Below are 25692 nucleotides of genomic sequence, written 5' to 3' on the forward strand. Positions count from 1 at the left end.
AGTCGATGAGGTTCACGTGATCGCGCAACGCGCCTTGCTGTACTTTCGTGACTTTATGGTCATCGTCGCCTGCCTGCTGGCAGGCAAATCCGTGGCAGCCATCCTGCCTTTCGCCTTCCCCGGCAGCATCATCGGTATGCTGCTGCTCTTCGTGCTGCTCTCCCTGCAACTGATCAAGCTGCACTGGGTCGAGCTGGGGGCAGGCTTGCTGCTGCGCCACATGGGTGTGCTGTTCGTGCCGGTTGCGGTCGGACTGGTGGCCTGGCTTGAGCCCCTGCGCCAATCCTTCGGCGTCATCATGCTCTGCATCGTGCTCGGGATCGTGCTGATCCTCGCCACCGTCGGTCGGCTTTACCAGAGGATGAACAAATGATCTTCTGGCTAGCCATTCCCCTGACCCTGGCGCTCTATTTCGCCACCCGCGCCCTCTATCGTCGCCTGCCCTGGCCCATCATCAATCCGGTGCTGGTGCCGACTGCGGTGATCATCGGCCTGCTGCTCTGGCTCGATCTGCCCCTTGAGCAGTACGAGCGCGGCAGCAGCCCCATTACCATGCTGCTGGAACCCGCCGTGGTGGCGCTGGCGCTGCCGCTCTATCAACAGGCGCGCCAGATCCAGGCCAAGCTCAAGCCCATCCTAATCTGTACCCTCGCCTCCGTCTTGATCTCGGTGTGTACAACCCTGCTGATCGGTCATTTTATGGGCACAGATCCGGCACTGCTCGCCTCATTGGCGACCAAATCCATCACCACCCCGCTCGCCATGAGCGTCAGCCAGTCCATCGGCGGCATTCCCGCCATCGCGGCCGCCGTGGTGGTGGTGGTGGGGATTGTCGGCGCCCTGATCGGCTACCCGCTGCTCAAACTGCTGAAAGTGACCGACCCGGAAGCGCAAGGGCTCGCCATGGGGGCCTGTGCCCACGCCATCGGCACCGCCACCTCCGCCGAGAAGGGGATCACCCAGGGCGCCTTTGCATCGCTCGCCATGGTGGTGTGCGGGATCCTCACCGCGGCCGTCGCTCCCCTCCTCTTTGCCATCTATCACTGGCTCACCTGACCGATGATTAGCCACCCCGACGGCTCTGCAGCGCTGTCGGGGTGCGACCTGCCGCACAATTTGCACAAGACAAACGTTTCCATTACCATCCCCCTCCGTTTGCCCGTCAGGGCGTGAGCCTGCTCACACATTTACCCGAGCTTGCTCCCTACAATGGCCGCCCAATTGGCCTTTGAGGACACACTATGCATCCCCGTTTTGCCAAGCCATTCGATACCCTATCTGCCCCGCTCAAAGCAGCCGTGCAGCCCATGCTGGATAGTGCCGACTTCAACGCCCGCTTCACGCCGGAGCAAGTCGCCACCCTGAAAGCCGCCACAGGTCTCGATGATCGCGCCCTGCGCCTCGCCCTGTTGCCGCTGGCCGCCGCCTGCTCGGTCGCGCCCATCTCCAAGTTTTATGTCGGTGCCATCGCCTGCGGCCTGAGCGGCAGCTGGTACTTTGGCGCCAACATGGAGTTTGCTGGGCAAGGTCTGTTCCACTCGGTTCACGCCGAGCAGTCCGCTATCTCCAACGCCTGGCTGGGTGGCGAGACCGGGATCAGCGAAATCACCGTCAACTACACCCCTTGCGGTCACTGCCGTCAGTTCATGAACGAGCTGAGCACCGCCAAGATCCTGAAAGTCTCTCTGCCCGATGACCTGAGCGCCCTGCAATCCTTCCTGCCCCACTCGTTTGGCCCGGCGGACCTCGACATCACGGATGCGCTGATGAGCCCGCAGGATCACGCCGAGCTTCAGCTTCAAAGCGAAGACCCGCTGTGGCAAGCCGCGCTGGCCGCCGCCCGTCAAAGCTATGCCCCCTATAGCCAGGGCTATGCCGCGGTGGCGCTGCAGTTTGCCGATGGCCGCATCTTCTCTGGCCGCTACGCCGAGAACGCCGCCTTCAACCCCAGCCTGCCACCGATGCAGATGGCCTGCACCCATGCGGTGCTTAACGGCGAAGATCTCGCCACCATCCGCCGCGCCGTGCTGCTGGAGAACAAAAACGGCCAGATCAGCCAGCGTGATTCCGCCCAGTCCACCCTCAAGGCGCTGGGCTCCGTCGAGCTGGAGTATCAGGCGGTCTGACCCCGGCCTTGCTTCGATAAACGAAAGCCCCCGCACCTTGGTGCGGGGGCTTTTTACTTGGCCGTTTAATCGGGGGCAGCCCTCGATCTCACTGCTTGGCGCGGTTGATCACCACATCTAACCGGTTGCTGATCAGACCGGTTTTAGCCGCGCAGTGAAGTGGCGCAGCAGCGGCGGCTCGTAGTCGAAGGTGAGCCCGCGAATGTCGCAGGCCCGCGCTTTCACCGCGATCAGGCAGTCGGCCACATAGTCCATGTGATCCCGGGTGTAGACCCGGCGCGGAATGGTCAGACGCAACAGCTCGAAGTCCGCCGCCTCCTGCTTGCCGGTGGCGGGATCGCGCCCGAGCAACAGGGAGCCAATCTCTACCCCGCGCACACCCCCTTCCAGATAGAGCTCGCAAGCGAGCGCATGGGCGGGGAACTGCTCGGCCGGAATATGGGGCAGCAGCTTTTTGGCATCCACAAACACCGCATGGCCGCCGGTGGGGGTCTGGATCGGGATACCCGCCTCGGCCAGCCGCTCGCCGAGATAAGCCACCTGACTAATGCGATAGGTGAGATACTCCTCATCCATCCCCTCGCGCAGGCCGATGGCGAGCGCCGCCATGTCCCGCCCGGCAAGGCCGCCATAGGTGACAAACCCCTCCATCGCCACACAGCGCACCTGCACGGCGCGGAACAGATCGAGATCCTCTTTAAAGCAGCAGAGCCCGCCGATATTGACCAGCCCGTCCTTCTTGGCCGACATGGTGAAGATGTCCCCCAGCGCAAACATCTGGCGCACTATCTCCTTGATGCTGCACTTCGCATAAGCCGGATCCCGCTCCTTGATAAACCAGGCGTTCTCGGCAAAGCGGGCGGCATCGATCACCACCGGAATATGGTGGCGACGGGCCAGCTCGGAGACCGCCTCCATATTGGCCATGGAGACCGGCTGGCCACCAGCGCTGTTGCAGGTCACCGTGATGATGATGCCGGACACGTTGTCGGCCCCCAGGGTCTCGATGGTGTCGCTCAGGCGAGGGAGATCAAAATCCCCCTTCCAGGCGTAGGGGGCCGTGGTGTCGAGGGCTTTCGGGGTGAGCAGGTTGATGGCCCGCGCGCCGGCCAACTCCACGTGGGCCTTGGTGGTGTCGAAGTGGTAGTTGGAGATAAAGACCGGCGCCTTGCCCTTGCAGCGCTTGACCAACTCGGGGAAGAGGATTTGCTCGGCCCCGCGCCCCTGGTGGGTGGGCATCACATGCTGGTAACCAAAAATGTCGCGCACCGTGCGCTCCAGCTCGACGAAGTTGCGGCTGCCCGCATAGGCTTCGTCCCCCATCATGATACCGGCCCACTGGCGGTCGGACATGGCACCTGTGCCACTGTCGGTCAGCAGATCGATATAGACATCTTCGGCCAGCAGCAGGAAGGGGTTCCAGCCAGCGGCCTCGAGGGCAGCGCGACGCTCGGCGCCAGTGGTCTGTTTGATGGGTTCGACCATCTTGATACGAAACGGCTCGGGTATACGACGCATAAAAGACTCCTCACCGGCACAAGACCAGTGTGTTTGAAATCGGGATTGGCAAAGAGGCCGGGGCGATCAGGGTCGTCCGGCTGACACATTCAAACGGCGGGTGCCGCCAATCAGCGGTGAGGAAAGTCGAAGGTGAGAATGGGATCCCGGGTATACCAGTGGGCGAGCAGGCAAGCTGCCCGGGGCGTAGCTGTCATGATTGGCATCACTCCCCCTCCATATCGGTTGTAGACAGTCGATGGCCAACAAGATCCATTGATGGATGCTGCCAACGGGCAGCCTCGCCACGTTAACGGCTGGTTAATTTGCAAACAAGGAGTGCACCGACGGGCTGTGCGCCCGCTCACAAAGTGCGCATCTGCGCGACAAACTGGCAGCGAGGTTGATCCGCCCGCGCCCCCGGTTCGTTATTCTCCCTACCCACACGCCACATCCCCCATCAGCCAGGGCCGGAAGCCATCATGCATCGCAAACCCCATCTGCCCGAGAAGATCTGCCCCGTCTGCCAACGTCCCTTCAGCTGGCGGCGCAAGTGGGTACGCAGTTGGGAAGTGGTTCGCTACTGCAGCGAGCGCTGTCGCCACGCTCGTCACCGTAGCCAGCAACCTGATGAGCGAGTCTGATGGAGCTGCGCCTTGTCCTCGGCGATCAGCTAAACGCCGGTCACAGCTGGTTTCGCACCCCGGATCCGGCAATCTGTTATCTGATGGCGGAGCTGCGTCAGGAGACCGACTACTGCCGCCACCATCGCCAGAAGGTGCTGGCCTTCTTTGCCGCCATGCGCGCCTTCGCGGCGGCCCTTGGCAAGGCGGGCCACCGAGTCTATTACCTGACCCTCGATGAGAGTGCCCGCTGGCCCGACTTGCCCAGCCTGCTGGCAGCCCAAATCGCGGCGCATCAGGCCGACAGCTTTGCCTGGCAGAGCCCGGATGAGTGGCGCCTAGCCAGCCAGCTGAAAAGCTGGGCGGCGAGCCTTGCCATCCCTGCCTCCGAGGTGGAGAGCGAACATTTTCTCACCCCCTGCGATGGTTGGCAGCGCTACCCCCACAGCCGGATGGAGTTCTTCTACCGCGCCCTGCGCAAGCAATACCAAGTGCTGCTCGATGAGCGCGGCCAACCCCTTGGCGGGCGCTGGAATTTTGATGACGAGAACCGCGCCAAACTGCCGGCGAGCCAGCCCATCCCGGCGCCCCTCACCTTTGCCAACGAGGTGAGCGAGATTGACGCCATGCTGACCCGCCACGGGGTCAGCACCATCGGCGAGGCAGATGCCCGCAGACTGCCCTGGCCCATCACAAGGCGCCAGAGCCGCGAGCTGCTGGCCCATTTTCTCACCAACTGCCTGCCCCATTTTGGCCGCTATCAGGATGCCCTGAGCGAGCGGGGCTGGAGCCTGTTTCACAGCCGTTTGTCGTTTTCCCTCAACAGCAAGATGCTTCATCCGCTTGAGGTGATCCGCGCCGCCGAAGCCCACTGGCAGGCCAATCAGGGTACCATCACGCTGGCACAGGTGGAGGGTTTTATCCGCCAGATCCTCGGCTGGCGCGAGTTTGTCCGTGCCCTCTACTGGGAAAAGATGCCCGACTACCAGCAGACCAATTTTCTCGAGGCCAACCGGCCGCTGCCCGGCTTTTTCTGGAGCGGTGAAACAGACATGGCCTGCGTGCGACATGCCATAAAGCAATCCCTTGAGCACGGCTACGCCCACCATATCCAGCGGCTGATGGTGACCGGCAACTTTGCCCTGCTGGCGGGGATCGATCCTGATGAGGTTGATCAGTGGTATCTCGGCATCTATGTGGATGCCATCGAGTGGGTGGAGCTGCCCAACACCCGCGGCATGAGCCAGTTTGCCGATGGCGGCCTGATGGGCAGCAAGCCCTACGCCAGTAGCGGCGCCTATCTCGAGCGAATGGGCCACTACTGCAAGGGGTGCCACTATCAGGTGAAAGCCCGCCACGGCGACGGGAGCTGCCCCTTCAACAGCCTCTACTGGCACTTTCTCTGGCGCAACCGGGACAAACTGGGCGGCAATCCCCGCCTCGCCCTCCCCTATGCCAACTGGGATGGCCAAGCAGCAGAACAGCAGCAGGCCATTCTGGCGACGGCGGAGCACTATCTGATCCATCTTGAGCAGCTGTAAGCGGACCATGCCTCCTGACACACGCCCCCTGACAACAGCGCAGCGATTTACGCTGGCAATCAGGCGCGTCATCGCACCAAACACCACCCCGTGACTGGCAGGCAGACGGAGATCCCAATCCTGCGCAGAGCGGTTGAATATCCTGTGGCGGCTGATTATGGTGGTGGCCACATCAAGGTTTCCATCAACCAAACATCAGAAAAACGAGTCTAAGGAAAGACGATATGGAGATAGTGGTTCTCGGTGGCGGCGTAATTGGGGTAACCAGCGCCTGGTATCTGGCCAAAGCGGGTCACAAGGTGACCCTGCTGGAGCGACAAGATGGCGTTGCCCTTGAAACCAGCCATGCCAACGCCGGCCAGATATCCCCGGGCTATGCAGCCCCCTGGGCGGCTCCCGGCATCCCCCTCAAGGCCGCCAAATGGATGCTGCAAAAGCATGCCCCCTTCACGGTGCGCCCCACTGCTGATCCCTTCCAGCTGCGCTGGATGCTGAAGATGCTCGCCAACTGCACCCCGACCGCCTATGCCACCAACAAGGGGCGCATGGTGCGTCTGGCCGAATACAGTCGCGACTGTATGAAGGCACTGCGTGACGAGCTCAACATCGATTACGAAGGGCGCCAGCTCGGCACCCTGCAACTGTTTAGAAGCCAGTCCCAGCTCGATGCCAGTCAACGCGATATCGAGGTGCTGGAGGAGTATGGCGTCCCCTACCAGTCGCTGGATGCCAGCGGCTGCGAAGCGGCAGAGCCTGCGCTGGCGCGGGTGCGCGGCAAAATCGTCGGCGGCCTGCGTCTGCCCGGCGACGAGACCGGCGACTGCTTCCGCTTCACCAAGGCCCTTGCCCTTGAAGCCGAGAAGCTCGGGGTCAAGTTTGTCTTCAACTGCGACATCGACGAGATTGAGCAAGCCCGCGGCCGCGCCGTGGCGGTGCGGGCGGGCGAGCAGCGCTATCGCGCCGATGCCATCGTCTGTGCGCTCGGCAGCTATGCCACCGGTTTTCTGCGGCCGTTGCTGCGCCCGCTCGGGCTGGAGCTGCCGGTCTATCCGGTCAAGGGCTACTCCCTCACCCTGCCGATGATCAACGCCGAGGCCGCCCCGCGCAGTACCGTGCTCGACGAGACCTACAAGGTGGCCATCACCCGTTTTGACGAGCGGATCCGGGTCGGCGGCATGGCGGAGCTGTCGGGCTACAACCTCGCCCTCAACCCCAGACGCCACGACACCCTGGCGATGGTGGTCGGCGATCTCTTCCCCGAGGGGGGCGATATCAGTCAGGCAGAGTTCTGGACCGGGCTGCGCCCCATGACGCCGGACGGCACCCCGCTGGTGGGGCCGAGCCCCATTCCCGGTCTCTGGCTCAATACCGGTCACGGTACCCTGGGCTGGACCATGGCGGCCGGTTCGGGTCAGCTGTTGTGCGATCTTATCAGCGGCGGCGAGCCCGCCATCAGCGATGAGGGGTTGACCCTGGCCCGTTACGCCTGAGCTCCCACGCGGTCGGGCTATTTCACCTGTTTTATTGACATGCCACCGCCATAAGCGGTGGCCTTTTCATCGTTCCAGCGCCCCGTTTTGTCCCTCGCTCCGCCGTTGCCGCTTATTGCAGCGAACGGCACAGAATATTGCGCAATTCGACTTGCGCCCGCCGCCACAATCCGTAATGTGGATAGACGCATTTTTCGCAGCGCATATTTTTTAAATGGCTTGTAAAGACCTTGTAAATGGCCTTCGCCAGCAGGGACGCAGGCGTGCAACACCCCTTTCATTAGCAGCAATCCAGGGTAGGACATTATGAAAAAAGTAGGTTTGGTCGGTTGGCGTGGCATGGTGGGATCGGTTCTGATGAGCCGGATGCAGGAAGAGCAGGATTTCGCCCATATTCAACCCACCTTCTTCACCACCTCCCAGGCCGGTGAGGCCGCTCCCAACTTCGGCGTCGATGCCGGTACTCTGCAGGACGCCTTCGATATCGAGGCGCTGGCCAAGCAGGATATCATCATCACCGCGCAAGGCGGCGACTACACCAAGGATGTCTATCCGCGCCTGAAAGCCGCCGGCTGGCAGGGTTACTGGATTGACGCCGCCTCCGCCCTGCGGATGGAGAAGGACGCCGTCATCATTCTGGATCCGGTCAACGGCGACGTCATCGAGCATGCCCTGAACAACGGCATCAAGACCTTCGTTGGCGGCAACTGCACCGTCAGCCTGATGCTGCTGGCCCTCGGCGGCCTGTTCAAGGCCGATCTGGTGGAGTGGGTCAGCGTGGCCACCTATCAGGCAGCCTCCGGTGGCGGTGCCCGCCATATGCGTGAGCTGGTCACCCAGATGGGGATGCTGCGCGACGAAGTGGCGGTCGAGCTGGCCGACCCCGCCTCCGCCATTCTCGACATCGAGCGCAAGATCACCGAGAAGACCCGTTCTGGCACCCTGCCGGTGGACAACTTCGGCGTGCCGCTGGCCGGTGGCCTTATCCCCTGGATCGACACCAAGCTCGACAACGGCCAGAGCCGTGAAGAGTGGAAGGGTCAGGCCGAGACCAACAAGATTTTGGGTATCGAAAACGCCGTCATTCCGGTGGATGGTCTCTGTGTGCGGATCGGCGCCCTGCGCTGCCACAGCCAGGCGTTCACCATCAAGCTGAAAAAGGATGTGCCACTGGCGGAGATCGAAGCCCTGCTGGCTGCCCACAACGACTGGGTGAAAGTGATCCCCAACGATCGCGACATCACCGCCCGCGAGCTGACTCCGGCTGCCGTCACCGGCACCCTCAGCATTCCGGTGGGCCGTCTGCGCAAACTCAACATGGGCCCGGAGTATCTGGCGGCCTTTACCGTGGGTGACCAGCTGCTGTGGGGCGCCGCCGAGCCGCTGCGCCGCATGCTGCGTATCCTGCTGGCGCGCTAATTCGCCACAGCAGCAGATACAACAAGGGCGGGGAGTCACACTCCCCGCCCTTTTTATTGGCTGTATTTATAAGCCCTTTAGCAGGCTCCCACTCTTGCTGTTACTTAAGCAGGATACGCTGGCACCCGCTGTAGATCTCGGCCCGCCCGGGGCGGCAAAAACCCACCAGAGTGAGCCCGGTCTGCTCGGCCCGCTCGACCGCAAGCTCGGTAGCGGCCGAGATGGCGAGCAAGATCTCGACCCCGGCGCTTGCGCACTTTTGCACCATCTCGAAACTGGCGCGGCTGGTCACCAGAATGGCACCGTCACGGCGGCCAGCGCGGCACAGATGGCCTACCAGCTTGTCCAGCGCAATATGGCGTCCCACATCCTCGCGAATGGCGAGAATGTTGCCCTCACCATCCAGATGCACTGCCGCATGGGTGGCGCCGGTGCGCTGGCCCAGCAGCTGGAGAGGGCGCAGCGCGCCCAGCACCTTGTCGATATGGCCCACCGCCAGACGCTGACTGTCGGGCAAGCTTGGTTGGGTGCGGATCACCTGCTCCAGACTCTCGCTGCCGCAGATGCCGCAACCGGTGCGCCCCGCCATGGTGCGCCGCTTCTCTTTGAGGCGATGGACGCAGCGATTGGCCAGGGTGATATGCAGCTCAATCCCCTGACAGCCGTCGATCTGCTCGATGTCGTGGATATCGAGCAGGCTGTCGATGATCCCCTCGGAGAGCGAAAAACCGATGGCGAAATCCTCCAGATCGGAGGCCGAGCACATCATCACGCTGTGGGCGATGCCGTTGTAGACCAGTGCCACCGGCGTCTCGGAGGGGAGCTCCATCTCGCTGTCGCAGGTCAAGGTATCGGCGCGGTAGTGCACCACCTCGCGGTGGATGGCGCAGCGTGCCAGCTCGCTCTGCTCGCTCTGTTCTCTCTGCTCGCTCCGCGCCTCAAGCTCTATGGCCTCTCTCATGGTGCGACCCCGTCAATGATCTCGGGATCTCTGGCCGAAATGCCGAGCCGCTTCATCTTGGAGAGCAGCGTGGTGCGCTTCATACCGAGGCGATTGGCCGCCCCCCGCTCGCCAGCGACTATGCCATTGCAGTCACGCAGGGCGGCGATGATCGCCTCGCGCTCATCCTCCGGCCCCTCGGCAAAGAGCGGAGTGGCGGGCTCGTCATAAACCAGGGTCTCAATCTTGTGGTAGCCCTTGAGGGGCATCAGCTCCTCCGGCGAGAGGTTGAGCACGTGACCGCGGGTCATCACCACGGCGCGCTCGATGACGTTCTCCAGCTCGCGGATATTGCCGTACCACGGCAGCGACACCAGCATCTTCATGGCATCGGCGGGGATGGCGGTGATGGTGCGGCGCATCCGCTTGGCAATCTTTCTGACGAAGAAGTTGACCAAGAGCGGAATATCCTCGCGCCGCTCGCGCAGGGGCGGCAGCTCGATGGGAAAGACGTTGAGCCGGTAGTAGAGGTCACTGCGAAAGCGCTTGTTCTTGACCATGGAGAGCAGATCACAGTTGGTGGCGGCCACCAGCCGCACATCCACCGCGATAGGGTTGCTGTTGCCGACCCGCTCCAGCTCGTGCTCCTGCAATACCCGCAACAGTTTGGGCTGCAAATCCAGCGGCATATCCCCCACTTCGTCGAGGAACAGGGTGCCCTTGTGGGCCCGCTCGAAGCGGCCGATGCGCTGGGTCAGGGCACCGGTAAAGGCCCCCTTCTCGTGGCCAAACAGATCGCTCTCGATAAGGCCGGTCGGGATGGCGGCGCAGTTCACCTTCACCATCTCGTGATCGTGGCGGGCACTCAGGGCGTGAATGGCCTGAGCGATCAGCTCCTTACCGGTGCCGGTCTCGCCAAGGATCAGTACGGTACTGTCGCTCTCAGCCACCAGCCGCACCTTCTCCAGCACGTTCGCCATCACAGCGCTCTGGTAGATGATGTGGGGGAACTCCCCCTGCATCTGCGGCTCGTTGATGCGAATGGTCTTCTCTTTGGCACCGTTGGTGTTGGAGATCTCCTGCTGCGCCTGCACGTTGTTCATGGCAATGGCCGTGCGCGCCGCCACCTGCTCCAGCAGGGAGATATCGATATCGGCGAAGAAGTTGGCCTCTGGGTGAGAGAGGATCAGCACCCCCAGCAGATTGCCCTGATAGCGCAGCGGCAAAATGCAGGAGCTGTCGGCATCGGGGGGCAGGATCTGGGAGGTAAAGCGGCAGCTCGACTGGCAGCCGTGGCCCTGCTCGCGGTAAACGAAGAAGGGCTCGCTGTGGCGCAGCGCACCCTGCAGGCAGTTCTTCTCAAAACACGAATGATCGATGATCCCCGGCTGCTCGCTCTGCTGCTGGTTGACCAGATAGCTCTTGAAGCTGTCGGAAGTGGCGTTGTACTCGGCCAGACAGAGGCTGCTGATACCAAAGTGGTGGTGCAGGATGGCAAACAGGCTCTTGGGCAGCTCGGCGATACGCACTAATTTAATCACCGCATTGGTCACATCCACCAGAATTTTGCAGCTGTCGCGCTCAAGGCGCAGGGAGTTGGCCTGCTCCAGAGTGCGCTCCTTGTCCTGCACGTTCTCCAGCGCAATGGCGATGATGGCGGCCAACTGGGTCAGCTTGGCCAGGGTCTCCATGGTGAAGCTGTCGAGGCGGGTGTTGATGAACTCGACCCCGCCCAGATGGCTGCGGGCGGTGGTGATGGGGAGCTGGCAGTAGGAGCGCAGTCCCTCGTAAATCCCTTCGGAATCGAGGGGGGCACAGCGGTTGGCAAAACGGGCGGCAGGCAGGATGATCGCCTGCTCGGTGCCATCAGTGGGAGCGTGCAGGTCTGCCTTGCGGCAGACAAGGTGCTTTGGGCCGCTCTCTCCCATATAACAGAAAGTGGCCTCCTCGCCGGAGCCCCGGTTGAGGATCAGGTTGACCCGGGTTACGCCGCCAAAGCCGGCATCTATCTTGTTGAGTTTGTGGATAAAGTCATCGAGCGTCACGGCCGACAGGAGGGATTTGGAGAGCAGGAGGAAACCGTCGTCCCAGATGGGAGAGATCTCGTCCAGGGGGATGGCACTCACAGTAAGCATTGCGGCCTCACGTTATATCAATTTCAGTCACCAGTCAGGCTGTCCATGCCATCGCATCGCGACACAAGCGTTTCACCAGAATTAATAGCCGCAGCGCACTATCCACGCTGCCAAAAGGAAGGCGGTGACGACACTTGTCGCATGTTGCAATTCCACCGTTGTTATTAACGAACGATAACAAAAAATAACATTGTCATCGGGTGATTATTATTGGAATGGCGACTCATCATAGATGAGCTCAAATTTCATTACAATCCGATTTAATATATCTGGTTGCCATATTCAGGCAATAATTACATCGCGGATTGAATAATGGATTGGTGGCCGCACAAGGGGCCATTGTCAACTGTCAGATCTCGCTGTTGCCTCCCCTTTGCTGTGCAATAAAGGCATCATTCGAAACACCGCTGGTGGCCACTCACGAGGTGACAAGACGGGTGTGGCAGCACTTCAAACCGCCCAGAATAAAGAGCGCGGAGAAGCCCTGAAAGGCGAGCAGCAGCCAGCTGGCGTTGTCGGCAAGCTCAACCGATACGCACTGGTGAGTGAGGTAGACCAGCAGGGTGATCACCCCCAGCAGCAGGCAGTTGATCAAAGTGGTGGAGATAAACCCGATCAGCCAGGCACTGGAAATACTCAAGGCGGAAAAAACGCTGCCCATGGCGAGCCTTGCTGCCATAAAACATCCGAAAAAACCGAAGCCGAGCAGAAATATCATCTCGTCGCGCCAAATATAGCAACCTATTCCCAGCAATATCGCCGCCAGATAGGTGCCAATATAGAAAATTCCGAATAAGCGACCAATTTCATGTTGCATCATTTATCCCCTGTTTTTGGGTAATAAAAGGGTGCCCGACTCGATAAATCCGAGTCGGGTTCCCTTATTTGTGCAGAACGTCCTTTTTTAGGGCGGGTCAGCCTTTGGCTGCGCTGCGCAATTTCGCCTTGAGCGCGCTGTATTCAGTCTGGACGTACACTTCCGCCTCAGGCTGATTGTCGATGCGCTCGATCTTCACCGCGCAGTACTTGTACTCCGGCGTGTGGGAGACGGGATCGACGTGCTCGATGGTGAGCTCGTTACAGGCCCCGATCCACCACTGGTAGGTCATGTAGACCACCCCGGCGTTGACCCGGTCGTTGTAGTTGGCGCGGGTGATCACCTTGCCACGGCGCGACGAGATCCAGACCAGCGCCTGATCCTTCACCCCGAGCTTTTTGGCATCGCTCGGGTGGATCTGCACATAGCCCGGCTCATCGGCCAGAGTCTGCAGCGCCGAGCAGTTGCCGGTCATGGAGCGGCAGGAGTAGTGACCCACCTCGCGCACGGTGGAGAGCACCAGCGGGTACTCGGCACAGGGCTGCTCCAGCGGCGGCCGCCACTCGGAGGCGATCAGCTGACCCTTGCCGCTCGGGGTGGTGAACACATTCCCCTCGAACAGAGTGCTGGTGCCCGGGTGATCCTCGGTCGGGCAAGGCCACTGCACGCTCTTGAGATCGGCCATCTTGTCGTAGCTGACTCCGGCGTAGAGCGGGCAGAGCGCACGCATCTCGTCCCAGATCTCTTCGGTGTTGTGGTACTCCATGGGGTAACCCATGGCGGTCGCCATCAACGAGAAGATGGCCCAGTCAGGTTTCACGTTCTCGGGGGGCGTCACCGCCTTGTAGAAGCGCTGGAAGCCGCGATCCGCCGAGCTGTAGACCCCTTCGTGCTCGCCCCAGCTGGTGGCTGGCAGAATGACGTCGGCCATCTCGGCAGTCTGGGTCATGAAGATATCCTGCACGATCACCAGCTCCATCCCCGCCAGAGTGCGGCGGAACTGACCCAAGTCAGCTTCGGTCTGAGCCGGATCTTCACCAAAGATGTAGAAGGCCTTGCACTTGCCCTCCTCCACCTTGTGGCCAAGCTCGGTCAGGCGATAGCCGGGCTTTTGGGAGAGCGACGCCACGCCCCACGCCTTGGCGAACTTGGCGCTGATGGCGGGATCGGCCACCGACTGATAACCCGGGAACTGGTGCGGCAGCATCCCCATGTCACAGGTGCCCTGCACGTTGTTCTGACCACGTACCGGGCCGCAACCGGTGCCACGGCGACCGAAGTTGCCGGTCAGCAGCGCCAGACCCGCCAGCCCCTTGACCACGTCCACCGCCTGACCGTACTGGGTCACCCCCATGCCCCACAGGATCATGGAAGCAGGCGACTCGGCGTAGGTACGAATGGCGGCGCGGATATCGGCGGCTTTCAGGCCGGTAATCCCCTCGACATATTCCGGGGTGTACTTGGCCACCGTCGCCTTGAAGGTCTCGAACCCTTCGGTGTAGTTGGCGACAAAGGCTTTGTTGTAGAGCCCTTCGTTAATCAACACGTTGGCGAAGGCGTTAACCAGCGCCATGTTGGAACCGTTTTTGAGCGGCAGCCACTGATCGGCGATACGGGCGGTCTCCACCATACGGGGATCACACACAATCACCTTGGCCCCGTTTGCCTTCGCCTTGAGGATATGGCGAGCGACGATGGGGTGAGAGTCAGCAGCGTTGTAACCAAACACCAACAGGCACTTGGTCTCTTGAATTTCGGGAATGGCGTTGCTCATGGCGCCGTTGCCTACAGTTGTCTCCAGACCGGAGACTGAGGGTGCGTGTCACACCCTCGCGCAGTGGTCGACGTTGTTCGTCCCAATCACCGCACGGGCAAATTTCTGCATCACATAGTTGGCTTCATTGCCGGGGCCACGGGCAGAGCCGGTGGTCATGATGGCGTCCGGGCCATATTTCGCCTTGATGGCGGAGAGACGGCTGCTGGCGAACTCGATCGCCTCATCCCAGGAGACTGCCTCGAACTTGCCACCGCGCTCGCGGCGGATCATCGGGCTCTTGAGACGGGGGGTCAGCAGGTTGGTGTCGTTCAGGAAATCCCAACCGTAATAGCCCTTGAGGCAGAGCTGCCCCTCGTTGGTCCGGCCGTTGGCGCCTTCGGCCCCCACCACCTTGTCGTTTTCAACCAGCAGGTTGATTTTGCAACCGGTGCCGCAATAGGGGCACACGGTAATGACTTTTTTCATGACTCACACTCTTGTTTGTTAACGAAAAACGGCTCGGCAAGCCCGCTCACACCCGCGCCGGCATCGCCAGCAGTGCCTCGGCACTGGCCAGCTGCTTCTGCCGGTTCAGGGTTTCAAGATGCTCCGGCGTGACCAGCCGCAGCGCCTGGGTCGGACACACCTCGACACAGGCCGGGCCCGCCTCGCGGTGACGGCAGAGATCGCACTTGAGCGCCTGCGCCTTGGTCTGCGGCCGCTTGAAGAGCGAATCGGCAGCGGGTGCCACCTCTTTGAGCACCACCGCCATGGCGCCGTAAGGACAGGCCACCACGCAGGACTTGCAGCCGATGCAGCGCTCCTGCAACACCTTGACGCAACCATCCTCGCTGACGATGGCATTGTTCGGGCAGGCCATGGCGCACGGCTTGTCTTCACACTGGCGGCAGAGCACCGGCGTGGTCACCTTGCTGCCCACGATCACCTTCAGGCGCGGCTGAAAGTAGCTGTCCTTGGAGACCAGATGTCCATCCTCGATGGCAAGATGCAGGCCGCCCTCCCGCTCAAGGGTCCCGCTGCAAGACCCTGACTGGTGTGAAACGGCGCAGGCCACCTCACAGGTACGACACCCAATACAGAGACTGGGATCTGCAATCACGAAGCTGTTCATAGAGAGGGATCCTAAATGGTTCGTTACACCGGGCCGCCCGCCGACAGGCAAAGAGGCGGCCAGCCCCCCACAAAGCATTTATCAGACCAAAACGGGCAAATGGCGCGATAAAAATTTACAACCAACTGAAAATAAAGGAGTAATCAGAAATGGAAGCGCGCTGATTGCCACCTCTGACGAGGGTGACGACGGAGTGTGAAGTGTGATCGACACGACAAAAGTGACGAGCTCGACACCGGTTGACCAGCCCCTGCCCCAGCCGTGTTGCGGAGATGTTCAGAGGAGTTGGCAGCCAGGATCGGCCGCCCTAAACCGGGCAAGCGGAGGAAGGAAAACCGGGGAGAAAAACCATACCAAGGGCACAAAAATGGGCTGTGCAGCACGCAAAAATGGCTTGGAGCGGCGGCCAAGTTGTTTGGTTTTGCTATCGAGCTGGCAGGTCATCATCAAGTCAAACCGAACAAAAACAGGCCACTTATTGACTGATTTGTTGAGCCAGAGCCGGTTTTAGGCCCCTGCCCCTTCAGTTTTCTCTCCCTCCGGTTAATATGTGCCACTTGGCAACCAGCTCCGCTGGGAGTCGTTTCCATGCAGACGTGAGATATAAGATGAGTGAGCTAAGCCATTTGGGGACATTATTTGATCGGGTAACATATTTACAAAATATGCTGATTGCACAAGCAACAGGCAGTGTTGGTAATAATGCCGATTACCAAGTTATTAGAACTGAATTGCTTGGTAATCCAACAATAGCAACGATGACCCCACGATGTGTTAAAACTAATCGCAACCTTGATCAATTCTGGCAGTTCATAAAATATGAGTATGGAACCTATGCTGACCGTAGGCAATATCTATGGAAAGAGTTTGACCAACTACTTGAGTACTTAGAAAAAGGTGAAACACACCCAGCTCAACAATCCATATCCGATGTTTTACAAAATTTTGATTCCGCCAGCATCCATCATGCATGGACTAAAGCTCTAGAGAGAAAAGTTAGAGATCCTGAAGGTGCAATTACAATTTCACGTACAATATTAGAAAGCGTATGTAAACATGTTTTAGAAGAACTTGGTGTTGATTATAACTCCTCGTCAATTGAACTGTCTGAATTGTATAAACTTACAGCGAAAGAGTTAAACATGGCTCCAGAGCAGCATAATGAACCAATATTCAAACAAATTTTGGGTGGGTGCTCTGGGATAGTTAATGGCTTGGGTACATTACGCAATAAATTAGGTGACGCTCATGGGCATGGTAAGCATCCCGTTAAACCACAAGCAAGACATGCTGAACTTGCTGTAAACTTAGCTGGAGCAATGTCGTTATTTTTAATCTCAACATATGAGGAAAATAAAAATAACCGCAAAACATAGTGACGTAAGGTGATGTATGCACATCGCATTGTACCTCGGCTCTTACGCATTAAAATAGTGGCGCAATTCACTTCGTTCATTGCACCCTACGATTACATTTTAATGGAGTCAGATTTGATGAATATAAAAATCCATAATGAACATAAAGATGACATCTTCAATCTACTTGTTGATAACCTTAGACAATTTAACTTTGATAAAATGGGTGAGGAGCGCTCCCAACCTTTAATTGTTGCCATTCATGATGATAATGACGAAGTTGTCGGTGGCATTGCCGGACGTACTATTTATCATCAACTGTTGATCGAGGTGCTTTGGGTACACGATGACAAACGAGGTCAGGGGCTTGGCATTCAATTAATGGAGATTGCTGAACGTGAGGCAAAAAAACGGGGATGTATCGCTGCTCAAGTCGACACTCTCTCATTTCAGGCACCCAAATTTTATGAAAAAATGGGATTTAAAATAGTCGGTAAAGTGAGCGGCGTTAAAAATAGTCCTGACCGCTACTTTTTATTGAAGCACTATCATGGAGAGTAATAATTACTGTAGGGTGCAATAAGCGCAGCGCATTGCACCTCTTGCCTCTTTTAATACTTGGTGCAATTCACTTCGTTCATTGCACCCTACCTTCCCCCTCCCAAATAAAGACTCCATTGCTACCCAGCGCCCTCCCCTTTGCCATCCTGCCAGCAATTAATTAGTCACTATTTTATCGTCTGTTTTTCACTCACCTCGGTAAAAAATAGTGGCCAAACCACTTCCCCAGATAAAACAAACGGTTGCCCGCAGAGCGCATGAATATTTCAATCAGCGGCTAATTAATAACCTTACTCAAAAGGACGTTTTGATTATTTATACCTGAGCATGAACCCGCAGAGTGTGTGTCATTATAAGCTTAACGACAGATGAACAGACTGTGTCCCATGAAACGCATCTTTATATCCGATTAGCTCCCTTCCCATCGCAATCCTTTGATTTCCCCCGATGTTGTATCCACACATACCTGATGTGTTCGGGGCGATCTGCTGTGGCAAACGTGTAAACATCAAACTGACAAGATGAACTCATGAACTGTGATAAACAACAAGCCATGTCCGGCGTCATGCTGGCGGCGATTGGCGTAGTCTATGGCGATATCGGCACCAGCCCGCTCTATACCTTGCGCGAGTGCCTGTCAGGTCAATTCGGGTTCGGCGTCGAGCCGGCCTCCATTCTCGGCTTTCTCTCGCTGATCTTCTGGCTACTGATCCTGGTGGTGTCGGTCAAGTACCTCTCCTTTGTGATGCGGGCCGACAACGCCGGTGAGGGTGGCATTCTCACCCTGATGTCGCTGGCGACCCGCAACGCCTCCACCCGCTGGACGCCGCTGCTGATCATCCTCGGCCTGATTGGCGGCAGCTTCTTCTATGGCGAGGTGGTGATCACCCCGGCGATGTCGGTGATGTCGGCCATCGAGGGTCTGAGCATTCTCACCCCCGCCCTCGACCCCTATATCGTCACTCTCTCGGTGCTGGTGCTGACCCTGCTGTTTGCCATCCAGAAACATGGCACCGCCATGGTGGGCAAGCTGTTTGCCCCCATCATGCTGATCTGGTTTATGACGCTGGCGGTGCTGGGGCTGCGCGGCATCATCCACAACCCCGAGGTGCTGGGTGCGCTCAACCCCGTCTGGGCGGTGCGCTTCTTTATCCAGTACCAGACCACCTCCTTCTTTGCCCTCGGCGCCGTGGTGCTGGCCATCACCGGGGTGGAGGCGCTCTACGCGGATATGGGCCACTTTGGCAAGAATCCAATCCGCCTCGCCTGGTTTGTCGTGGTGCTGCCCTCCCTGGTGCTCAACTACTTCGGTCAGGGGGCGCTGCTGCTAAGTAACCCCGCCGCCATTGCCAACCCCTTCTTCCTGCTCGCGCCGAAATGGGCGCTGGTGCCGCTGCTGCTGCTGGCAACCATGGCGACGGTGATCGCCTCGCAGGCGGTGATCTCCGGGGTCTTTTCCCTGACCCGGCAAGCGGTGCGGCTCGGTTATCTCTCCCCCATTCGCATCGTTCATACCTCCGAGCAGGAGTCCGGCCAGATCTATATTCCGGTCATCAACTGGATGCTCTATATCTCGGTGGTGATCGTCATCATGAGCTTCGAGCACTCCAGCAATCTGGCGGCGGCCTACGGCATCGCGGTGACCGGCACCATGGTGCTCACCTCCATCCTCTCCTGCTCGGTGGCCAAGAACAGCTGGCACTGGAACAAGTATCTGGTGGCTATCCTGTTTGCCGCGCTGCTCTGTATCGACGTGCCGCTCTTTGCCGCCAACCTCGCCAAGATCTTCTCCGGTGGCTGGCTGCCGCTCACTCTGGGCGCGGTGATGTTCACCGTGATGACCAGCTGGAAGAGCGAGCGTTTCCAGCTTATTCGTCGCCTGAACGAGCACGGCAACTCCCTTGAGCCGATGATCGCCTCGCTGGAGAAATCCCCGCCGACCCGGGTGGCCGGCACTGCCGTCTATATGTCGCGGGTGGTCAATGTGATCCCCCATGCGCTGCTGCACAACCTCAAGCACAACAAGGTGCTGCACGAGCGGATCATCCTGCTCACCCTGCGGGTGGAGGATGTGCCCTACGTCCACAATGTGCGCCGGGTCTGCATCGAGCAGCTCTCCCCCACCTTCTGGCGGGTGGTGGCAAGCTACGGCTGGCGCGAGACCCCGAACGTGGAGGAGATCTTCCACCGCTGCAACGCCGAGGGGCTGAGCTGCCGGATGATGGAGACCTCGTTCTTTATGGCCCACGAGTCGCTCATCATGAAAGACCGCCCCTGGTATCTCTATCTGCGCGGTAAGCTCTTTATGCTGCTGCAGCGCAACGCCCTGCGCGCGCCGGATCAGTTCGAGATCCCGCCCAACCGGGTTATCGAGCTGGGTTCGCAGGTGGATATCTGATATCGGGTTGATGGCCTCTTAAAGGCATAGAAAACCTCAGCAAATAGAGAGGGAGGCATTGGCCTCCCTCTCTTGTTTCCGTTAACCCAGTTACCGGCCCCCTCATCCCCACCCCTTCTCCCGCGAGGGAAGAAGGGGGCAAACAACGGCGACCATATGCTGCAAACGGTGCGATTCACTGCGTTCTTTGCACCCTGCGCCCGGCATACTGTCGATATATTTGCGTTCTCGTGCGTCCGATTACGCTTCGCTAATCGAACCTACGGTTTCAACACAGACGGGCTCTATGCGAACAGACAGACCGCCGTAGGGTGCAACAAGCGCAGCGCCGTGCACCACGAACATATGTCGGAGAGGTGCAATTCACTGCGTTCATTGCACCCTACTTATGCTGCGTTTTCCAAGGTGACGAACCCTCCCAGCGGCTTCGTCACAAGTGACGAACGTCACAGTTCGACAGCCGTATCAGCGCTTCGACCCAACCACATCAAGAGTTTTATTCATTTAAAAACAGACACTTAAAACCAATTTCGCTGCAAAAACCATTCTGGCCCGTATCTTGCCAACCTGCCCCTACTTTCTCCGTTCGCGACACGACAAGGTAGGCTATGAACCGCTTCGTTATCGCTGACCCCAAGCTTTGTATCGGCTGTGGCACCTGTATGGCGGCCTGCAGCGAGGTACACAAGGCGCAAGGTTTGCAGCAAGCCCCCCGTTTAACCGTTATGCGACACGAGCAGGCGACCATGCCGGTTCAGTGCCGTCACTGTGACGATGCCCCCTGCATCAAGGTGTGCCCGGTCGAGGCAATTCGCCAGACCGGCGATTGCGTGCAACTCAACGAGTCACTCTGCATCGGCTGCAATCTCTGCGCCGTGGCCTGCCCCTTTGGCGCCATCCAGAGCAGCGGCAGCCGTCCGGTGGCCGTGGCCACCAGTTACGACACCTATATCCCCTGCTCCATCCGCTCCAGCAACCCCTCCACCTCCGCCGGCCTGCGCTGCTTTGGCGAGGATCTGCTGAGCTGGGAGCCGGGGGTGCGCAGCATCGCGGTCAAGTGCGACCTGTGCGAGTTTCGCACCGACGGTCCGGCCTGTGTCGGTGCCTGCCCCTCCCAGGCACTGAAGCTGGTCAATGACGGCGACACCGAACGCGCCGCCCGTATCCGTCGCCAGCAAGCGGCCGACACCAACCCGCAAGGGGCCTCTGCCTTCTCGGCGCCTGCCACGGCGATCCCTGCATCCGATATATCCACCACAGAGGGAGTTCGCTGATGTTGTCCCCCCTTGTAATGGCCACGCTCCTGCTCTTTTTGCTGGGCGCTGCCGCCGGTTTGCTGCTGCAAAAACTGCCCGCACTGGCCAACCGTCTCAATAGCGGTTTTGCCCTGCTGGGCTCGCTCGCGGGTCTGGTCGCCGCCATCCAGATCTTTGCCCAAGGCGCCCCCGTCGACGGCCAGCTCTGGCTGCTGGGCTCGGTGCACCTCGACATGCTTGCCGCGCTGATGCTGCTGGTGATTAGCACCGTCGGTGTTGCCGTCGCCCTCTACTCCTTTGCCTATATCCGCGAATATCAGGGCAAGGGGGATGTGGCCATCGGCGCGCTGATGAACCTCTTCCTGTTTGCCATGGTGGGCATGGTGCTGGCCGACAACGCGCTCGGTTTCTTGCTCTGCTACGAGCTGGTGACCCTCACCACCTACTGGCTGGTCAAGACCAATCCGGAGGCTGCCAAACAGAGCCGGCTTTACTTGGTGATGAACCATATCGGCATGGCGCTGGTGCTGATCGCCTTCTGGCTGCTCTGCCGCGAATCTGGCTCGCTGGAGTTCGCTGCGCTGCGCGAGCACCATCTGGCGGGCGGATTGGCCTCGCTGGTGTTCCTGCTCAGCTTCTGCGGCTTTGGCCTGCGCGCCGGTTTCGTGCCGCTGCACGGCTGGTTGCCGGTGGCCGAGCCCGTTGCGCCGTCCCATATCTCGGCGCTGATGTCTGGCGTCATGGTCAAGCTGGGTCTCTTTGGCATCTTGCGGGTCAGCATCGATTTTCTCGGCGCCAGCCAGCTCTGGTGGGGCTATGTGGTGCTGATCTTTGGTGCCTGCTCGGCAGTGCTCGGGGTGCTGTTTGCGCTGGCCGAGCACGATCTCAAGCGGCTGCTCGCCTACCACACGGTGGAGAACATCGGCATCATCCTGATGGGGATGGGGATCGGCATGATCGGCATCGCCAACCAGCAACCGGCACTGGTGGTGCTGGGGCTGCTCGGCGCCCTCTATCACCTGCTCAACCACGCCATCTTCAAGAGCCTGCTCTTTATGGGTACCGGCTCTGTGATGTTCCGCCTGCACACTCGCGACATGGACAAGATGGGGGGCCTCGCCAAGCTGATGCCCTGGACCGCGCTGGCGTTCCTCATCGGCGCCATGGCCATCTCGGCGCTGCCGCCGCTCAACGGCTTTGTCAGCGAGTGGTTTATCTATCAGTCGCTGCTCTCCATGACCAAACTCGGCACCTCTGTCGTCGCGCCGCTCGCGGTAGTAATGCTGGCGGTAACCGGCGCCATGGCGGTGATGTGTTTCGTCAAGGTGTATGGCATCTGCTTCTGCGGCGCACCGCGCAGCGAACACGCGAGCCACGCCCGCGAAGTGCCGGGCGCCATGGTGGCTGGCACCCTGCTGCTGGCTGCGGTCTGTCTGGTGCTGGGTCTGGGCGCCCCCTGGATTGCCCCCCATATCGCCAGCTATGGCCAAGCCTTGGTAAGCGGCCAGATGAACGTCGCCACCGGCGCGACCCTGCTGCCGCTCGATAGCAGCCAGGCGCTCCTCTCCCCGCCCGTTATCGCCATCACCTTGCTGGGGCTGTTCCTCATCCCGCTGCTGGTACTGGCCATCTTCAAGGGGCCCAAGCTGGGTCGTCGTCATGCTGGCACCCCGTGGGCTTGTGGTTACGCCTACGAGGAGCGCATGAGCCTCACCTCCGGCGGTGTCACCCACACCTTGCGCCAACTCTGCGCGCCACTCTATCGCAAGCAACCGCAGCTCGATCTGGCCAGCGCCCTGCACGGGGTGAGCGATACCAGCGGGACGACCGGCTGGCTGCTGCACGGCGTGGTGCTGGCGCTCTTTATCCTGATGGCTGTAGGAGTCTGATATGCCTGTTCTTGAAATGCCGAGCTGGGGCATGGTTGCCCTCGCCCTGACCCAGGCCATCGCCATGCTGGCGCTGGCGCCGCTCGCCACCGGTTTCAACCGGGTGCTGCGGGCCAAGATGCACTCCCGCCAAGGGCCGGGCCTGCTGCAGGATTACCGGGATATCGCCAAACTCCTGCGCCGTCAGGAGGTGACCCCCGAGCCTGCCGGCATCATCTTCAACCTGATGCCTGCGCTGCTCATCGCCGCCCTCTTGCTGGTAGGGATGGCGCTGCCGACCCTGACTCACGAGTCCCCCTTTCCCATCGCCGGGGATCTCATCACCGACATCTATCTGTTCGCCATCTTCCGCTTCTTCTTTTCGCTGGCGGGGCTCGACAGTGGCAGCATGTTTGCAGGTATTGGTGCCCGCCGCGAGCTGACCCTCGGCATTCTGGTGGAGCCCATTCTGGTGCTCGCCTGCTTCATCATGGCGATGATGGTGGGCAGCTCGGATCTGGGCAATATCAGCAGCTATGTGGCGACCCAGCCACTGGCCGCCCCCATCGCTACACTCTTGGCGGGTGCCGCCTGCGCCTTCGCGGTGTTTGTCGAGATGGGCAAGCTGCCCTTTGACTGCGCCGAAGCCGAGCAGGAGCTGCAAGAAGGACCGCTCACCGAGTACTCCGGTGCGGGCCTGGCCCTGCTCAAGCTCTCCATCGGCCTCAAGCAACTGGTGGTGGTGCAGCTCTTTCTGGTCATTTTCCTCCCCTTCGGCAAGGCGACCAACTGGAGTCTGCCTGCGCTCATCGGCGCGGCGCTGATCCTCGCCTGCAAGCTGCTGGTGGCCTTTTTGCTGGCCGGCATCATCGAAAACGCCATGGCCCGTACCCAGTTCGTACGCACCCACAAGCTCACCCGCTACGGGTTGGGGCTGGCCCTGCTGGCGCTGCTCGCCTATCTGGTCGGGATCTGAATCATGCCCGCCAGCACAGCAACTTTTTCCGATTTCATCATTTGTGAATGCTCATTCCCGAACATTAAAGTGAGAACTGCATGACCATCGCCATTTCGGATCGCATCGGCTGCGACTACATCCAGCAGGTGCGAGCACAACTGCCCCACGCCATCGTCGACGAGGAGTGGCAAACCGCCGATCAGGCCACCATCACCGTCAAGCCCACCAGTCTGGTCGAAACCGCCAGCCTGATCTTCCACCAGCTGGGGGGCTGGCTTCCGCTCTCCTTTGCCAATGACGAGCGCAGCCTCAACGGCCACTTCGCCGTCTACCACGTCTTCTCCATGGAGGGCGACACCAAGTGCTGGATCACCGTCAAGGTGCTGGTGGATGCCGATACCCAGGAGTACCCCTCCATCACCCCGACCATTCCGGCGGCGGTATGGGGCGAGCGGGAGATCCGCGACATGTACGGCCTGCGCGCCATCGGCCTGCCGGACGAACGCCGTCTGGTGTTGCCGGACGACTGGCCGGAGGATATCCACCCGCTGCGCAAGGACGCCATGGATTATCGCCAGCGCCCAATGCCCACCACCGACACCGAGACCTACCCCTTCGTCAACGAGCTGGGCAGTGATGCCAACCGCATCGTGCCGGTCGGCCCGCTGCACATCACCTCGGATGAACCGGGCCACTTTCGTCTGTTCGTCGATGGGGAAGACATCATCGATGCCGACTATCGCCTCTTCTATGTCCATCGCGGCATGGAGAAGCTGGCGGAAACCCGGATGGGCTACAACGAAGTGGCGTTTCTGACCGACCGGGTCTGCGGCATCTGCGGCTTTACCCACAGCGTCGCCTACACCACCTCGGTAGAGAACGCCATGGGTATTCCGGTGCCGGAGCGGGCCAAGATGATCCGCGCCGTGCTGCTGGAGGTGGAGCGCCTGCACAGCCATATCCTCAACATCGGCCTGTCGAGCCACTTCACCGGTTTCGACACCGGCTTCATGCAGTTCTTCCGGGTGCGGGAAAAATCCATGACCCTGGCCGAACTGCTGACTGGCGCGCGCAAGACCTACGGCCTCAACCTGATTGGCGGGGTACGCCGCGACATCTTCAAGGAAGATCGCATCAAGGGTGCCCAGCTGGTGCGTGAGCTGCGTGATGAGCTCAAACCCCTGGTGGCCATGCTGCTGGATACCGCCAACATCTCCTCCCGCCTCATCGGTATCGGCAAGCTCGACCCGCAAATTGCCCGCGATTTCAGCTGCGTCGGCCCCATGGTGCGGGCGAGCGGCTTCAAGCGCGACGTGCGTCGGGTTCACGACTTTGCCGGCTACCGCGAGCTGCCGATGGAGATCCAGACCAAGGCGGGTTGCGACGTGCAATCCCGGGTGCTGGTACGGATCCACGAGCTCTACGACTCCCTCGACATGATTGAGTTCGGCCTGGAGCACCTGCCGGAAGGGCCACTGCTCACCGAAGGCTTCACCTACCAGCCGGGCAAGTTTGCGCTGGGCTTTACCGAGGCGCCCCGCGGCGAGAACGTCCACTGGAGCATGACCGGAGACAACCAGAAGCTGTTCCGCTGGCGCTGCCGCGCCGCCACCTACGCCAACTGGCCTGCCCTGCGCTACATGCTGCGCGGCAATACCGTGGCGGATGCGCCGCTGATCATCGGCAGTCTGGATCCCTGTTACTCCTGTACCGACCGGGTCACTCTGGTCGACCCCAAGAAAGGCAAATCCACCGTGGTCTCCTACAAGGAGATCGAGCGCTACGGCATCGATCGCAAAAACTCTCCGCTGAAATAAGGG

The 25692-nt window shown here is 60.0% G+C and carries 21 protein-coding genes; 14 read left to right on the plus strand and 7 right to left on the minus strand.

What is annotated here, in order from left to right:
- Nucleotides 1-16: 16 nt before the first annotated feature.
- From I6L40_RS13475 to cdd, 3 genes are all read left to right on the plus strand, one after another.
- On the plus strand, nucleotides 17-373 hold the full coding sequence (locus I6L40_RS13475; protein WP_005333279.1) for a CidA/LrgA family protein: 357 nt from the start codon (nucleotides 17-19) through the stop codon (nucleotides 371-373).
- Nucleotides 370-1056, plus strand: a complete 687-nt coding sequence (locus I6L40_RS13480; protein WP_033112624.1) for an LrgB family protein — start codon at nucleotides 370-372, stop codon at nucleotides 1054-1056. The genes I6L40_RS13475 and I6L40_RS13480 overlap by 4 nt, the downstream gene beginning before the upstream one ends.
- A gap of 185 nt (nucleotides 1057-1241) precedes the next feature.
- Nucleotides 1242-2126: a cytidine deaminase gene (gene cdd / locus I6L40_RS13485; RefSeq protein ID WP_071910367.1), complete on the plus strand. Its 885-nt coding sequence runs from the start codon at nucleotides 1242-1244 to the stop codon at nucleotides 2124-2126.
- A gap of 132 nt (nucleotides 2127-2258) precedes the next feature.
- On the opposite strand, the gene I6L40_RS13490 is transcribed toward cdd, so the two are convergent.
- Nucleotides 2259-3644, minus strand: a complete 1386-nt coding sequence (locus I6L40_RS13490) for a tryptophanase (RefSeq protein WP_216994399.1) — start codon at nucleotides 3642-3644, stop codon at nucleotides 2259-2261.
- 461 nt (nucleotides 3645-4105) lie between these two features.
- Here I6L40_RS13490 and I6L40_RS13495 point away from each other — a divergent pair, with 461 nt between their 5' ends.
- The 3 genes from I6L40_RS13495 (at nucleotide 4106) to I6L40_RS13505 (ending at nucleotide 7277) form a co-directional block, all read left to right on the plus strand.
- The gene (locus tag I6L40_RS13495) at nucleotides 4106-4267 is read left to right on the plus strand and encodes a DUF2256 domain-containing protein (protein ID WP_216994400.1); all 162 of its coding nucleotides are present in this window, start codon (nucleotides 4106-4108) and stop codon (nucleotides 4265-4267) included.
- The gene (locus I6L40_RS13500; RefSeq protein WP_216994401.1) at nucleotides 4267-5787 is read left to right on the plus strand and encodes a cryptochrome/photolyase family protein; all 1521 of its coding nucleotides are present in this window, start codon (nucleotides 4267-4269) and stop codon (nucleotides 5785-5787) included. The genes I6L40_RS13495 and I6L40_RS13500 overlap by 1 nt, the downstream gene beginning before the upstream one ends.
- Nucleotides 5788-6011: 224 nt before the next feature.
- On the plus strand, nucleotides 6012-7277 hold the full coding sequence (locus I6L40_RS13505) for a D-amino acid dehydrogenase (RefSeq protein WP_216994402.1): 1266 nt from the start codon (nucleotides 6012-6014) through the stop codon (nucleotides 7275-7277).
- A gap of 17 nt (nucleotides 7278-7294) precedes the next feature.
- Here I6L40_RS13505 and I6L40_RS13510 read toward each other — a convergent pair whose 3' ends face one another.
- On the minus strand, nucleotides 7295-7558 hold the full coding sequence (locus tag I6L40_RS13510) for a hypothetical protein (RefSeq protein WP_216994403.1): 264 nt from the start codon (nucleotides 7556-7558) through the stop codon (nucleotides 7295-7297).
- Between the two features lie 25 nt (nucleotides 7559-7583).
- Between I6L40_RS13510 and asd the strand changes: the two genes are divergently transcribed.
- Nucleotides 7584-8696, plus strand: a complete 1113-nt coding sequence (gene asd, locus I6L40_RS13515) for an aspartate-semialdehyde dehydrogenase (protein ID WP_071910377.1) — start codon at nucleotides 7584-7586, stop codon at nucleotides 8694-8696.
- 100 nt (nucleotides 8697-8796) lie between these two features.
- Here the strand turns inward: asd and fdhD are convergent, their stop codons facing one another.
- The 5 genes from fdhD to I6L40_RS13540 form a co-directional block, all read right to left on the minus strand.
- On the minus strand, nucleotides 8797-9657 hold the full coding sequence (gene fdhD, locus I6L40_RS13520) for a formate dehydrogenase accessory sulfurtransferase FdhD (protein ID WP_254204030.1): 861 nt from the start codon (nucleotides 9655-9657) through the stop codon (nucleotides 8797-8799).
- Nucleotides 9654-11771, minus strand: a complete 2118-nt coding sequence (locus I6L40_RS13525) for a sigma 54-interacting transcriptional regulator (RefSeq protein ID WP_071910379.1) — start codon at nucleotides 11769-11771, stop codon at nucleotides 9654-9656. Before I6L40_RS13525 ends, fdhD begins: the two co-directional genes overlap by 4 nt.
- Nucleotides 11772-12189: 418 nt before the next feature.
- Nucleotides 12190-12432: a hypothetical protein gene (locus I6L40_RS21055; protein WP_231499713.1), complete on the minus strand. Its 243-nt coding sequence runs from the start codon at nucleotides 12430-12432 to the stop codon at nucleotides 12190-12192.
- A gap of 253 nt (nucleotides 12433-12685) precedes the next feature.
- Nucleotides 12686-14830: a formate dehydrogenase subunit alpha gene (gene fdhF / locus I6L40_RS13535; RefSeq protein WP_080771385.1), complete on the minus strand. Its 2145-nt coding sequence runs from the start codon at nucleotides 14828-14830 to the stop codon at nucleotides 12686-12688.
- 46 nt (nucleotides 14831-14876) lie between these two features.
- Nucleotides 14877-15476, minus strand: coding sequence for a 4Fe-4S binding protein (locus I6L40_RS13540; protein ID WP_040065709.1), 600 nt, complete (start codon nucleotides 15474-15476; stop codon nucleotides 14877-14879).
- Nucleotides 15477-16084: 608 nt separating this feature from the next.
- Here I6L40_RS13540 and I6L40_RS13545 point away from each other — a divergent pair.
- From I6L40_RS13545 to I6L40_RS13575, 7 genes are all read left to right on the plus strand, one after another.
- Nucleotides 16085-16852 carry an abortive infection family protein gene (locus I6L40_RS13545; protein WP_216994404.1) on the plus strand — a complete coding sequence of 256 codons (768 nt, stop codon included), beginning with the start codon at nucleotides 16085-16087 and terminating at the stop codon, nucleotides 16850-16852.
- A gap of 117 nt (nucleotides 16853-16969) precedes the next feature.
- Nucleotides 16970-17392 carry a GNAT family N-acetyltransferase gene (locus I6L40_RS13550; protein WP_216994405.1) on the plus strand — a complete coding sequence of 141 codons (423 nt, stop codon included), beginning with the start codon at nucleotides 16970-16972 and terminating at the stop codon, nucleotides 17390-17392.
- 529 nt (nucleotides 17393-17921) lie between these two features.
- Nucleotides 17922-19790 (plus strand): low affinity potassium transporter Kup, encoded by a 1869-nt coding sequence (gene kup / locus I6L40_RS13555; protein ID WP_216994406.1) that lies wholly within the window; start codon nucleotides 17922-17924, stop codon nucleotides 19788-19790.
- A 608-nt stretch (nucleotides 19791-20398) separates the two neighbouring features.
- Nucleotides 20399-21064: a 4Fe-4S dicluster domain-containing protein gene (locus I6L40_RS13560; protein WP_216994407.1), complete on the plus strand. Its 666-nt coding sequence runs from the start codon at nucleotides 20399-20401 to the stop codon at nucleotides 21062-21064.
- Nucleotides 21064-22935 carry a hydrogenase 4 subunit B gene (gene hyfB / locus I6L40_RS13565; protein WP_216994408.1) on the plus strand — a complete coding sequence of 624 codons (1872 nt, stop codon included), beginning with the start codon at nucleotides 21064-21066 and terminating at the stop codon, nucleotides 22933-22935. Before I6L40_RS13560 ends, hyfB begins: the two co-directional genes overlap by 1 nt.
- Nucleotide 22936: 1 nt before the next feature.
- Nucleotides 22937-23890 carry a respiratory chain complex I subunit 1 family protein gene (locus tag I6L40_RS13570; protein ID WP_216994409.1) on the plus strand — a complete coding sequence of 318 codons (954 nt, stop codon included), beginning with the start codon at nucleotides 22937-22939 and terminating at the stop codon, nucleotides 23888-23890.
- A gap of 80 nt (nucleotides 23891-23970) precedes the next feature.
- Nucleotides 23971-25689, plus strand: a complete 1719-nt coding sequence (locus I6L40_RS13575; RefSeq protein WP_017784116.1) for an NADH-quinone oxidoreductase subunit C — start codon at nucleotides 23971-23973, stop codon at nucleotides 25687-25689.
- The last annotated feature ends 3 nt before the right edge of the window (nucleotides 25690-25692 follow it).

This window comes from Aeromonas sp. FDAARGOS 1410, from assembly GCF_019048745.1.
GTDB lineage: Bacteria > Pseudomonadota > Gammaproteobacteria > Enterobacterales > Aeromonadaceae > Aeromonas > Aeromonas jandaei.